The sequence below is a fragment of the Bradyrhizobium japonicum USDA 6 genome (assembly GCF_000284375.1).
Classification (GTDB): Bacteria; Pseudomonadota; Alphaproteobacteria; order Rhizobiales; family Xanthobacteraceae; genus Bradyrhizobium; species Bradyrhizobium japonicum.
Genome location: NC_017249.1, coordinates 4430255 through 4442348, shown reverse-complemented (window position 1 = coordinate 4442348; position 12094 = coordinate 4430255). Strand labels below are relative to the sequence as shown.

Annotated in this window: 13 protein-coding genes and 1 tRNA gene; 6 read left to right on the top strand and 8 right to left on the bottom strand. The window is 65.9% G+C overall.

Translation table 11 applies throughout. From position 1 onward, the window contains the following. The first annotated feature begins 294 nt into the window (after positions 1 to 294). Complete coding sequence (locus tag BJ6T_RS20890) at positions 295 to 1008, top strand: substrate-binding periplasmic protein (protein ID WP_014494464.1); 714 nt, start codon at positions 295 to 297, stop codon at positions 1006 to 1008. Between the two features lie 10 nt (positions 1009 to 1018). Here BJ6T_RS20890 and BJ6T_RS20885 read toward each other — a convergent pair whose 3' ends face one another. Both BJ6T_RS20885 and BJ6T_RS20880 read right to left on the bottom strand, forming a co-directional pair. After that, a complete protein-coding gene (locus tag BJ6T_RS20885; protein WP_014494463.1) occupies positions 1019 to 1222 on the bottom strand; it encodes a hypothetical protein in 204 nt (67 codons plus the stop codon). Between the two features lie 24 nt (positions 1223 to 1246). Beyond that, entirely contained in the window at positions 1247 to 1456 is a 210-nt protein-coding gene (locus BJ6T_RS20880; protein ID WP_014494462.1) for a hypothetical protein, read from the bottom strand. 167 nt (positions 1457 to 1623) lie between these two features. On the opposite strand from BJ6T_RS20880, the gene BJ6T_RS20875 reads away from it, so the two are divergent. Continuing rightward, complete coding sequence (locus tag BJ6T_RS20875; RefSeq protein ID WP_014494461.1) at positions 1624 to 2004, top strand: YciI family protein; 381 nt, start codon at positions 1624 to 1626, stop codon at positions 2002 to 2004. A 9-nt stretch (positions 2005 to 2013) separates the two neighbouring features. On the opposite strand, the gene BJ6T_RS20870 is transcribed toward BJ6T_RS20875, so the two are convergent. Next, positions 2014 to 2604: a TMEM175 family protein gene (locus BJ6T_RS20870; RefSeq protein WP_014494460.1), complete on the bottom strand. Its 591-nt coding sequence runs from the start codon at positions 2602 to 2604 to the stop codon at positions 2014 to 2016. Positions 2605 to 2732: 128 nt separating this feature from the next. Between BJ6T_RS20870 and BJ6T_RS20865 the strand changes: the two genes are divergently transcribed. Continuing rightward, a complete protein-coding gene (locus tag BJ6T_RS20865) occupies positions 2733 to 4790 on the top strand; it encodes an ATP-dependent helicase (protein ID WP_014494459.1) in 2058 nt (685 codons plus the stop codon). 62 nt (positions 4791 to 4852) lie between these two features. Here BJ6T_RS20865 and BJ6T_RS20860 read toward each other — a convergent pair whose 3' ends face one another. Genes BJ6T_RS20860 through BJ6T_RS20850 form a run of 3 tightly spaced genes read right to left on the bottom strand, consistent with a single transcriptional unit; the run spans position 4853 to position 7971 of the window. Continuing rightward, positions 4853 to 6100 (bottom strand): metal-dependent hydrolase family protein, encoded by a 1248-nt coding sequence (locus BJ6T_RS20860; protein WP_014494458.1) that lies wholly within the window; start codon positions 6098 to 6100, stop codon positions 4853 to 4855. Between the two features lie 12 nt (positions 6101 to 6112). Then, the gene (locus BJ6T_RS20855) at positions 6113 to 6616 is read right to left on the bottom strand and encodes a GAF domain-containing protein (RefSeq protein ID WP_014494457.1); all 504 of its coding nucleotides are present in this window, start codon (positions 6614 to 6616) and stop codon (positions 6113 to 6115) included. After that, positions 6613 to 7971, bottom strand: a complete 1359-nt coding sequence (locus BJ6T_RS20850) for an MFS transporter (RefSeq protein ID WP_014494456.1) — start codon at positions 7969 to 7971, stop codon at positions 6613 to 6615. Before BJ6T_RS20850 ends, BJ6T_RS20855 begins: the two co-directional genes overlap by 4 nt. Positions 7972 to 8085: 114 nt before the next feature. On the opposite strand from BJ6T_RS20850, the gene BJ6T_RS20845 reads away from it, so the two are divergent. Further along, a complete protein-coding gene (locus BJ6T_RS20845; protein WP_014494455.1) occupies positions 8086 to 9009 on the top strand; it encodes a LysR family transcriptional regulator in 924 nt (307 codons plus the stop codon). 138 nt (positions 9010 to 9147) lie between these two features. Then, the gene (locus tag BJ6T_RS20840; protein WP_014494454.1) at positions 9148 to 10191 is read left to right on the top strand and encodes an LLM class flavin-dependent oxidoreductase; all 1044 of its coding nucleotides are present in this window, start codon (positions 9148 to 9150) and stop codon (positions 10189 to 10191) included. A 109-nt stretch (positions 10192 to 10300) separates the two neighbouring features. On the opposite strand, the gene BJ6T_RS20835 is transcribed toward BJ6T_RS20840, so the two are convergent. Further along, positions 10301 to 10386 (bottom strand) — tRNA-Tyr (locus tag BJ6T_RS20835). A 206-nt stretch (positions 10387 to 10592) separates the two neighbouring features. Here BJ6T_RS20835 and rlmB point away from each other — a divergent pair. Next, positions 10593 to 11423 carry a 23S rRNA (guanosine(2251)-2'-O)-methyltransferase RlmB gene (rlmB, locus tag BJ6T_RS20830; RefSeq protein WP_028169916.1) on the top strand — a complete coding sequence of 277 codons (831 nt, stop codon included), beginning with the start codon at positions 10593 to 10595 and terminating at the stop codon, positions 11421 to 11423. A gap of 124 nt (positions 11424 to 11547) precedes the next feature. Here the strand turns inward: rlmB and BJ6T_RS20825 are convergent, their stop codons facing one another. Further along, positions 11548 to 12060 (bottom strand): hypothetical protein, encoded by a 513-nt coding sequence (locus tag BJ6T_RS20825; protein ID WP_014494452.1) that lies wholly within the window; start codon positions 12058 to 12060, stop codon positions 11548 to 11550. Positions 12061 to 12094 lie beyond the last annotated feature (34 nt).

The following is a 12094-nucleotide window of genomic DNA, read 5'->3' as shown; positions in this document are numbered from 1 at the left end:
GTCCCCGGACTGGCGGCACCCTGCTCCGGACGGCGGGTCGCAGCCGCGAGCAATTCGACAGTTGAAATTCTCTCATCACGCGACCTGCGTGGCGATCCTGCAGGCCCATGGGCGGCTTGGCGGGGTCTTGTCTTGCGCCCAGCAGCAGGATTCTCCCGCAAACTATCACTTCGCGCGCTAGAATGACATTGGCTAAAGTCCGCGGTCGCCTGCAAGACGCGTTAGCGGTGCGGCCGCCACGCGGGCGCCGCCCCGGTGGATCGCGGGCATCATGCAGGGCAAAGGAGACGCGTCATGTGGCGGATCATCGTCGCCTGCCTGTCGTTGCTCGCAGCCGCCCCATCGCAGGCGCAGCAGCTCATCCGGCTGGCGCGCATCGCCGACATCCCCGATCAATATGTCGGCGGCGAGATGCTGCGGGCCGTCTACGCCAAGCTGAATATCAAGCTGGCGTTCGAGGACGTCCCCGGCAAGCGTGCGCTGGCGCTGTCGAGCGCCGGCGAGGTCGACGGCGAGATCCAGCGGATCGGAACGCTCTCCAGCGACTACCCGACTCTGATTCAGGTGACGCCGGCGATCAACTACATCGAGCCGGCGGTCTTCACGACGAAACTCCGTTTCGACGTCGCCGGCTGGAATTCGATCAGGGAGTACAGCATCGGCATCGTCCGCGGCGTCGGCTCCTCAGAGGCCGGGACGCGCGGCATGGCCCGCGTCACCGCGACCACCAGCCTCGAGAACATGATCAGGATGCTCGACGCCGACCGTTTCGAGGTGATGGTCACCGACCTCTTCAGCGGGCTCGTCGCGGTGAGGAAACTCAATCTGCAGACCAGGATTGTCCCGCTCTCGCCACCGCTGGAGCGCATCCACATCTACCACTATTTGCACGAACGCCATCGCGATCTGGTGCCGAAGGTCGGCAAGGTGATCGCGCAGATGGAAGCGAGCGGCGAGCTGGCAATGCTGCGCGATGCGCTGGTCAAACAGGTCCTGAGCGCGCCGTGACGGCGCCGGGTCAGCTCGCGCGGAGCCGCTCACGCAGGGCAACGGCGGCGATCAGTACGCCGACGCACCAGGCCATGACCGCCCGATGAGGCTCGTCGCCGAGCAGTACGGTGATGATGCTCGTCAGCAGGCACGGCGCGATTGCCTTCCCCGTCCGGCTCATCAGCGCAAGCAGGAACGGCATCGCCGCGATCAATATTTGCAGGACGTCCATGTGAAGACGGTGTCGCCGAGGGCGTCAGAAGCCACACACATTGAGCGCGCGCGGGCGTTTTCCGCGGCGGCTTTCGACGATCCGCTCGCCGCCGTTCTCGGCCGAGCTGCCGTAGTAGCGGTGGTGGCCGGACTGGTCGTGCAAATCCGCGGCTTCCGACTTTCCTGCCCGACGCGCGTCGCAGATGATCTTGATGGTCGACATGGCCGCCTCCGAAGTGTTCTTGGTGGCCATCAGTCGCCTCGGCTTTGGACAGCGTTCACCTCCGAGGGCGGCAATCGGGTTTCAGGACGGTTTCGTCGCAACTTGAGCGACGCAATATGTTAGTCTCCGGGATTGTCGGTATCGGCAGCGCTCATACATCCTTCCGACTGCGAGCTTGAAAAACAAACGAGGTGACGATGCTTTACGCCATCCTGGCCTACCACGTGGAAGACGAGATTTTGTCCTGGACGCCGGAGCAGGACGCCGCGGTCGTGGCCAAAGTGATCGAGGTTCAGGCGCCCTTGAGGGCAAGCGGACACCTTGGGCCGGCCGCCCGTCTGGATGAGACCCGAAAGGCGCACACCTTGCGCGGCCCCGGCGCGGGCATGGTGCTGGATGGCCCGTTTGCCGAGACCAAGGAGCAGCTTCTCGGCTTCCACCTCGTCGACTACGATACCGATGAGGAAGCGATCGCGGCGGCGCGAAAGCTGCGCGAGGTCAACCCGTCGGCGGTCTACGAAATCCGCCCGGTCAAGCTTTACGTGCCGGCCGACGGGTTCGGCGCGACAAAGGGGTGAGCCGCCGCCTCACGCGCCTGGCCCGGTCGGTGCGACATAGAAGCGCTGGATCAACAGCCCGCCAAAGGCGATGAACCACACGAAGGGCGCGACGTGCGGCGCGAAGGCCGCAACGATCGTGCCCGGAATGAACACCAGCAGCGGAAACATCGAGGCCATGATCTCGTGGCGCCAGCCGCCCAAAATCGTCCACCACAGCCACGCATTGAGGCCGGCGATCGCGGTCAGATGGAGGCCGTAGAGCACGGCCACCGCGCTGCTCATGCTGTAATTGGTGTAGAGGCCGTTGGTCACCGGCAGCAGCACGATCGACAGCAGGAAGAACAGGTTGAGGATCACCATGCCGCGGCTGCCCACGGGCTGGCGCGCGAGCCGGCGATGGTGGCTGATCCAGAACACGCCGGCAATGATGAAGCTGAGCGCGAGACCGGCGAGCTTGCCGGAATAGACATGGGCGAGATCGCTCCAGCTCGGGGCACTGGTGAACACCGCGGCCCTGGGCAGGTCGTAGGCGAGTAGCGTCATGGCGACACCGAAGATGGTGTTGCTGAGCGACTCCGGCCGCCGCATCTCGAACTGGTCGGGCTTGAGCTCGGTCATGCCGGTTGCGCGCTTCTCGGGCTGGAACTTCGGGCCGTCTTGTCCCTAGGTCTTAACATTGGTTCCGTCCAGCCGCATTGCGATTCGCGCCGGGATCGCCGACTCTCCCCCTTTCACCGGGGCGATTCGTGGCGACATATCTGGACACGCTCAATGCGGAGCAGCGCCGCGCCGTGGAGCATGGCGTCGCCGACGGCGCGACCGTGGGCGCCCCCCTGCTCGTCATCGCCGGGGCGGGCTCCGGCAAGACCAATACGCTCGCCCATCGCGTCGCGCACCTGATCGTCGCAGGCGCCGATCCACGACGCATCCTCCTGATGACGTTCTCCCGCCGCGCCGCGGCCGAGATGGCTGGCCGGGTCGAGCGCATCGCACGAAAGGTGCTGGGCGAGAACAATGCCGCGATCATGCGCGACGCCCTCACCTGGGCCGGCACGTTCCATGGCATCGGCGCGCGCCTCCTGCGCGAATATGCCGAGCGGATCGGCGTCGATCCAGCCTTCACGATCCACGACCGCGAGGATTCCGCCGACCTGATGAATCTGGTCCGGCACGAGCGCGGCCTGTCGAAGACCGAGAGCCGCTTTCCCGCCAAGGGCACGTGCCTGTCGATCTACTCGCGCTGCGTCAATGCCGAGATGGAGATCGAAAAAGTGCTCGGCCAGCACTATCCCTGGTGCGCCGGCTGGGCCGCCGAGTTGAAGGGCCTGTTCGCGGCCTATGTCGAGGCCAAGCAGACCCAGCACGTGCTGGATTACGACGACCTGCTGCTCTACTGGTCGCAGATGATGAGCGATGCGCTGATCGCCGAAGAGATCGGCGGCCGCTTCGATCACGTGCTGGTCGACGAATATCAAGACACCAACCGCCTGCAATCCTCGATCCTGCTGGCGCTGAAGCCGGATGGACGCGGGCTGACCGTGGTCGGCGACGACGCGCAGTCGATCTATTCGTTCCGCGCCGCCACCGTCCGCAACATCCTGGATTTTCCGCAAAGCTTCTCCCCCCACGCCGAGATGATCACGCTCGACCGCAACTACCGCTCGACCCAACCCGTGCTGGCGGCGGCCAACGGCGTCATCGGGCTAGCGCGCGAACGCTTCACCAAGAACCTGTGGACCGACCGCACCTCGTCGCAGAAGCCGCAGCTCGTCACCGTCCACGACGAGGCTGACCAGGCGCGCTACATCGTCGAGGAGGTGCTGGCCAACCGCGAGCAAGGCGCGCTGCTCAAGCACCAGGCGGTGCTGTTCCGGACGTCCTCGCATTCCGGCCCGCTCGAGATCGAGCTGACCCGCCGCAACATCCCCTTCGTCAAGTTCGGCGGACTGAAATTTCTCGATGCCGCGCACGTCAAGGACGTGCTGGCGCTGCTGCGCTTTGCCGAAAATCCGCGCGACCGCGTCGCCGGTTTCCGCATCCTGCACCTGTTACCCGGCGTCGGCCCCGCCACCGCGCAACGCGTGCTCGACCAGATGGCGGAGAGCACCGACCCGCTTGCCGCGCTCGGCCAGCTTGCGGTGCCGCCACGCACCGGCGCCGAGTGGACCGACTTCGTCCGCACGGTCGGAAATCTGCGTTACTCGGAATGGCCGACCGATCTCGAGCGCGTGCGGCTCTGGTATGAGCCGCATCTCGATCGCATCCACGAGGATTCCGAGACGCGACGCGCCGATCTCATGCAGCTCGAGCAGATCGCGAGCGGCTATGCCTCGCGCGAGAAATTCCTGACCGAGCTCACGCTCGACCCGCCGGATGCGACCAGCGACAAATCAGGTCTTCCGCTCCGCGACGAGGACTATCTGATCCTCTCCACCATCCATTCGGCCAAGGGCCAGGAATGGAAGTCGGTGTTCGTGCTCAACGTCGTCGACGGCTGCATGCCGTCGGATCTCGGCGCCGGCACCTCGGCCGAGCTCGAGGAGGAGCGCCGCCTGCTCTATGTCGCGATGACGCGCGCCAAAGACGATCTGCACCTCGTCGTGCCGCAGCGCTTCTTCACCCACGGCCAGCAAGCCAAGGGCGACCGCCACGTCTACGCCTCGCGCACCCGCTTCATCCCGGAATCCCTCGTCTATCTGTTCGAGCGCACCGCCTGGCCGAAGGCCGCCGCCGGTGCGGCCCGCACCGCGGCGCAAGGCCCGAAGATCGACATTGGGGCAAAGATGCGCGGGATGTGGCGGTAGCGCAGGCTTGTTTAGACGCGCTCTCCTTACGCGAACCGGTATCCACTTCGCTCGAATACACTTTAGGCGTTCAGCCGGTCGAACTGAACCTTGCCTGCCTTCATCACCATCGGAATGTGCTCGCCCTGGCCGAGCAGGCAGGCCACATCGCGCAGCGGGTTGCCGTCGACCACGAGCAGGTCCGCAATAGCGTCGGGCGCGATCCGGCCGAGCTTGCCCTCCATGCCGAGCACTTCGGCGCCGATCAATGTCGCGCTGGCGATGACGGAGCGCGCTCCGAGAATTTCGGCGCGAATGCGGAATTCGTCGCTCTGGAGGCGTTGGGAAGCTCCAAGCAGGTCGCTGCCAAATCCCATCTTCACCCCGGCGTCACGATAGATCGCGAGCGAACGCAGGCCGGCGTCGCGGACATCGGCGATCTTGGCCACGCTCTCCGGCGGCAGGCCGTATTGGGCGCCCTCGTTGGCCAACGCCTCGTAGGTGACGAGCGTCGGCACCACATAGGCGCCCTTTTCGGCCATCAGGCGCGCGGTCGGAGGATCGACCAGATTGCCATGCTCAATGGTGCGCACGCCGCAGCGAACCGCACGTTCGATGGCGGCGGCGGTGTAGGCGTGGGCGAGCACATAGGTCTGGCGCCCGCGCGCCTCCTCGACGATGGCGCGGATCTCGTCCTCGGAGTAGCCGAAGGCGCCGACCGGATCGGTCGGTGACGCGACGCCGCCGGAGGCCATGATCTTGATCTGGTCGGCGCCCATCTGGAGCTCCTCGCGTGCTGCCCTGCGCACGCCGTCAACGCCGTCGGCAACGCGCGCCAGCGCCCCGACCCGCACGCAGCAGGGACATGGGGCATCGCTCGCGAGGTAATCCGAGCGGGCCCGCATGTCGCCGTGGCCGCCGGTCTGGCTGAGCGCGCGGCCGGAGACGAACAGCCGTGGGCCGTCGGTCAGGCCGGTGTCGATCGCCTGCTTCAGCGCATGGCCGGCGCCGCCCGCGTCGCGGACGGTGGTAAAGCCACGCCGCAGCATGCCGCGCAGCAGCAGCGTCGAGCGCAGCGTCACCAGCACATTCGGCATGTGCACCTGCTGCGCCAGGTTGAGCTCAACGGCGATGGCGTGCACGTGCAGGTCGATCAGGCCGGGCATCAGCGTCTTGCCCTTGAGATCGATGGTGCGATCGGCGGTGGCCTGGATCGGCCGGTCCGAGACCTCCTTGATCAGGCTGTCTTCGACCAGCACATCATGGCCTGCCAGCAATTCCGCCTGGAGCGGATCGAGCAGCGCGGCGTTCTTGAAGAGGATGCTGGGCATCGCGGAATCCTGTCAGAGGTCGGCCGGCGCAAGCAGCGCCGGCAAGGTGAGCTGGGCGAAGGGAAGGCACGCGGCGACATCGTCCTCGGCGTACCAGCCCGCCTCGTGAAGCAGATTGAGCGAGCCGAGCGTACGGCCGCGCCAGCGCACGGGCATGTTGAGCACGCTCGCGCAGCCGAGCGAGGCGATCAGCTCGTGGTCGGAGAACACCTTGCGCAGATCATCCCGCGTTCGGCCGATATAGGCCTCGCCGCGATCGAGCACCGCCTCGGTCCACGGGCCCGGCGCGAGGCGCTTGCGTCCGCCGGTCGGGTACGGGCCGGGAAGATTGGAATAGACCCGCGCAGCTTCGCCGCTGTCGCCGTCGTAGGTCAGGATCGTGAACAGCTTGTGCCCGATCGCCGACTTCACGGCTTCGTCGAGTGCCGCGAACAGTGCATCCGGCTGATCCGCCCTGCCCTGCGCGGCCGCGACGGCGCAGAGCCTGGGATCGGCGGCAACTTTCGTCCGCGTCATGCAACTTCACCCGCCGCGATCTCTTCCAGCGAGCGGCCGCGCGTCGGCACGCCCATCAGCACGACGGTGACTGCCCCGAGCAGCAGCACAGTGGTGGTCACCCCGAATACGCCGGCGAAGCCGAAATTCGGATAGAGATAGCCGACCAGGATCGGCGAGACGATCGCGCCGATGCGACCGATTGCGGAGGCGAGCCCGGCACCCGTGGTCCTGACCGGCGTCGGGAATACTTCGGCGGTATAGGCATAGACGCCCGCATAGGTGCCGTTCATGAACAGGGACAGGAAGATTCCCGCCGCCATGATCTGCTGGTCGCTTTGCGCGAAGGCGAGCCCGAGCGCGCTGGCGCCGCCGAGCACCATGTAGGACGCGATCGTCGCCTGCCGGCCGATGCGCTCGTTGAAATACGCGGCGCTGAAATAACCGGGGATCTGCGCACAATAGATCGCGATCGAATAGGCGAAGCTCTTGGTAATGCTCATCCCGTTCTGGACCAGCAGGCCGGGGATCCAGACGAAGAAGGAATAATAGCTGAAGGTGATCGCCAGCCACATGATCCAGGTCATGATGGTGATGCGCGCCTGGCGGCCGGCGAGCAGCGCCGCGAAATTGGCGAGCAGCGTTCCGGTAGCTCCGGCCGGCGCCGTCGCTTCGACGACCGGCTGCGGCAGGACATGGCCCGCGCGCGCAAAGCCCGCCTCGATCCCGTCGAGGACGGCTTCGGCTTCCTTCTCCCGTCCCCGGCTTTCGAGCCAGCGCGGCGATTCCGGCAGCGCCCGGCGCCACCACAGCAGCATGACGACCGGCACCGCTGTGATCACCAGCACGATGCGCCAGCCGTTCTCGTAGGCGGGAACGATGAAGTAGCCGAGCAAGGCTGCGGCGACGAAGCCGAAGGAGAAGAAGCCCGCGAGTGCGCCGGTAAAGCTGCCGCGATAACGTCGCGCGACGAACTCCGCGAGATAGGGCGCGATGATCGCGCTCTCCGCGCCGGTCCCCATGCCGGCGACAATTCGGGCGGCAAAGAAGGACGGCCAGGTATCGACCATCGCGCTCACGATCGATGCCGCGCAGTAAAGCGCCAGCGCCGACATCATCACCGCGCGGCGCCCGATCAGGTCACCGAGCGTACCGGCGAACAACGCGCCGAACAGGAAGCCGATATAGGTGCTGCTGCCGAGCACGCCGATCTGGACGCTCGACAGATTCCACGCCGTGCGCAGCACCGGCAGGATGAAGGCCAGCACCGCCGCATCCATCGCGTCGAACATGTAGCCAAGCCCGCCCATCAGCAGGAGATGCTTGTGGAAGCGTGCGAACGGAAGGCGCTCGATGCGCGCCGATATCATCGACATGGAAGTCCCCTCAGTCTTGGCGGCCCGGCGCTCCGCGTGTCCCTTGGGAAACCATAGACAAAGTGACATTATCGTCATAATTTATAATCATGATCTAATATATCACCACGGTGAATGTCCGTGTCGTTCCGCGCGCTCGACCTCAACCTCCTTAAAGTCTTCGAGGCGCTGATGACCGAAGGCAGCGTCACCCGCGCGGCGAGCGCGCTGACGATGACGCAGCCCGCGGTCAGCAACGCGCTCGCACGCCTGCGCGACGCGCTCGGCGATCCCCTGTTCGTCAGGTCCGGCACCGGCATTCGTCCGACCCAGCGCGCCGTGGTGCTGTGGGAGCCGATCGGCGAGGCGCTGGAAAGCGTCCGTGGCGCGCTCGACGAGCAGGTGTTCGATCCGGCCCGCGCGCAGACCGAGTTCAGCCTGTCGATGTCGGACTACGTCGCCTCGCTGGTGATGCCGAACCTGCTCGGTCATCTCGGCAAGATCGCGCCCAAGGCGCGCATCCACACCGTGCCCAACACCATTTTGGAGATCGCCGATCAGCTCGAGGACAACAGGGTCGATTGCGTGCTGAGCGTCTATGTCAATGAGGCGCAACAGCCGGCCGCCATTCGCTCGCGCTCGCTGTGGACCGTCGACTACGCCTGCTTCATGCGGCGCGGCCATCCGCTCGCGGCGATGAAGCGGTTGAGCACGCGCAGCTTCCTCAACGCGGGGCACGTGGATGTGAGCCTCGCCGGCAAGACCTTGCCATCCTACGATCTGTTCCTCGCCTCGCGCGGGCTGTCGCGCAACCTGGTCGCGACCGTCAATCATTACAGCGCCGCCTACGAGGTCGTGCGCCAGTCCGACCTGATCGCCGTGCTGCCGAGCGATCTGCGCTCGCAATCCCGGCACGCCCCGTTCCTGCACGCCATGCCGCTGCCACTCAAGGCACCGCCGCGCATCGTCAGCCTGTTCTGGCACCAGCGCAACGACACCGTGCCGGCGCAGCGCTGGCTGCGCGAGACCCTGGTCGAGATGTTCGCCAGGTCCGATTGATCCCGCCGGTGCGGTGAAAAACTGGAAACCATGCCTTTCCCGGAGCAGCATTGTCGAAGCGGGCTCCGCGCCCTAGCTGCACATCAAACGACTTCCCACATGCGGGCGCCGCTCGCGTCCCCCTCAGAGACCTGATCGATGACCTCACCGCTTCAATTCGGACTGGATACCTTTGGCGACGTCACCAAGGACGGTACAGGCAAGACGCTCGCGCACGCGCAGGTGATCCGCAACGTCGTCGACGAAGCCGTGCTGGCCGACGAGCTCGGCCTCGACTTCATCGGCCTCGGCGAGCACCACCGCGCCGATTTCGCGATCTCCTCGCCCGAGACCGTGCTCGCCGCGATCGCGTCGCGCACGAGGCGCATCCATCTCGGCTCGGCCGTGACGGTGCTGAGCTCGGACGACCCCATTCGCGTGTTCCAGCGCTTTGCCACGCTCGATGCGCTCTCCAACGGCCGCGCCGAGGTCATCCTCGGCCGCGGCTCCTTCACCGAATCCTTTCCGCTGTTCGGCTTCGACCTGCGCGCGTACGAGGCGCTGTTCGAGGAGAAGCTCGACCTGTTCACGGCACTCTTGTCGCAGCAGCCGGTGACCTGGGAGGGCAAGCTGCGTCCGCCGCTGAAAGAGCAGCTGGTCTATCCGCCGGTCGAGAACGGCCGGCTCAAGACCTGGATCGGCGTCGGCGGCAGCCCGCAATCGGTGGTGCGCGCCGCACATTATGACCTGCCCCTGATGCTTGCGATCATCGGCGGCGATCCCGCGCGCTTTGCGCCTTACGTTGATCTCTATCACCGCGCCTTCAAGGAGTTCGGCCGCCCGGCACGGCCGATCGGAGTGCACTCCCCTGGCTACGTCGCCGAGACGGACCAACAGGCGCGCGAAGAGCTGTGGCCCGACTACAAGGCGATGCGCGACCGGATCGGCAAGGAGCGCGGCTGGCCGCCGATGGGCCGTGACGAGTTCGTCAATGAGGCCGAGCACGGCTCGCTCTATGTCGGCTCGCCGGAAACCGTCGCGCGCAAGATCGCCAAGACCGCAAAGGCGCTTGGCATTTCGCGCTTCCAGCTGAAGTATTCGGCGGGGCCTTTGCCGCACGAGAAGCTGATGAAGAGCATCGAGCTTTACGGGCGGAAAGTGGTGCCGATGGCCAGGGAGATGATGGGGGGAACTGCGCGCTGAGCCAGTCCGCCTACGCCCTTCGGGCTACGGCGTGACAGCCTTCGCTAGCTTCGCGTGACGGTGATTTGGTCTGGCTTGCCCAGCCGTAGCTCGCGAAGCGAGCGAAGGCTGGTGGGGGAGGCAGGACTCGAACCTGCGAAGCCATGAGGCGGCTGATTTACAGTCAGCTCCCTTTGCCACTCGGGACACTCCCCCGCTCGACGGCAGCACAATCGGGCCGGACCTTGCCGGCGACCGAAGACGGCCATGGAACGTGAAGGCCGCGACAGCCCGGATGGGGGCGCGACCGGGCGCGTTTATGGGCGATGCGGTGGGGCAAAGTCAACCGAGGCGAACAGCTAAAATCACCCCCGAAGCCACCCAAATTGCCATATTCGGGGACCCGTGACACAAGCGAGCCCATGAAGGATCGAAAATTCACCCCAAGGGGCCCCCGCGGCGGGGCTAAGCCCTTCAACAGGCCCGGAAAATCAGCCGGTCGACCAGCCTGGCGCGATCGTGATTCGCAGTCCGACGGACCGGTCATCCTCTATGGCTGGCACACCGTGACCATGGCGCTCGCCAACCCTCAGCGGCGGATCCGCAAGCTGACGCTGACCGAGAACGCTGCAAAGCGGCTTGCGGACGAAAACATCGCGACCCGCGTCACGCCCGAGATCGTCCGGCCCCAGGAGATCGACCGCCTGCTGTCGCCCGACGCCGTGCACCAGGGCCTGCTGGCCGAGGCCGACGCCCTGCCCTCGCCCGACATCGAGACCCTGGCGCAGGAAGGCATGGTGCTGGTGCTCGACCAGATCACCGATCCGCACAATGTCGGCGCCATCCTGCGCTCCGCAGCGGCTTTCGCGGTGAAGGCGATCGTCACCACGGCGCGCCACAGCCCCGAGGCAACCGGCGTGCTGGCCAAGGCCGCCTCCGGTGCTCTCGAGCTGGTGCCAATGGTGACCGTGCAGAACCTCGCCCGAGCGCTGACCGCGTTGAATGAACGCGGCTTCCAGACCGTTGGGCTGGACAGCGAAGGCAGCGAGGACCTCTCGAACGTCACGCTGCGCGAGCCGCTCGCGCTGGTGCTTGGTGCCGAAGGCAAGGGCCTGCGGCAACTGACCCGCGAGACATGCAGCGTCGTGGCGCGGCTCGACATGCCCGGCGAGATCAAGAGCCTCAACGTCTCCAACGCCGCCGTGCTCTCGCTCTATGTCGGCGCGAGCCGTCTCGGGCTGATGAAGCGGTAGGGCGGTTTCGAGCGAATTGGATACCGGTTCGCGTCAAGAAAACGCGTCAAACTGAGAATCCAAAAAACAAAACGCCCGTCCGCATCATGCGGACGGGCGTCGCGTCGGCTCAACCGATCAGAGATCAGTAATAGCGGCGCAGCACGCGATGGCCGCCGTAATAGTACGGCGCCGGCGCGCGGCGGTGGGCGTAGAGGTAGCGCTGACCATAGCCGTAGTGCGTACGCGGCAGATAGCCGTAGCGCGGGCCATAGCCGTAACGATACGGACGGTAGTACGGGCGGCGATAGGGATAGGCCGCCGGCGCTTCGACGGCGGCAGCGCGATAGCCATAACCGTAGCCGTAATTGGCGGGCGCAACGACCGCGTCCTCACGATAGGTCGGATACGGCGCGAAGGCGCCCGGGCCGGTGTAGGTCGGGCCCTGGTTGACGTAATAATACTGCGTGGTCGGCTCGGCGAGACGCTCATAGGCACCGTAGCCGTAGCCGTACCCGTAGCCGCCGCAACCGGTGTTGCAGCCGGAGTAAACCGGCACAACCGGTGCGCACGCGCTGAAGCCGCAAGCCGCGGCGGGCGCGGTGGCGACGAACATCACGGCACCCGCCGCAACCAGTCCCGAAATCATCTGACGCATTACTCTCTCCTGTTGATTTTCGTATTTTGGATTT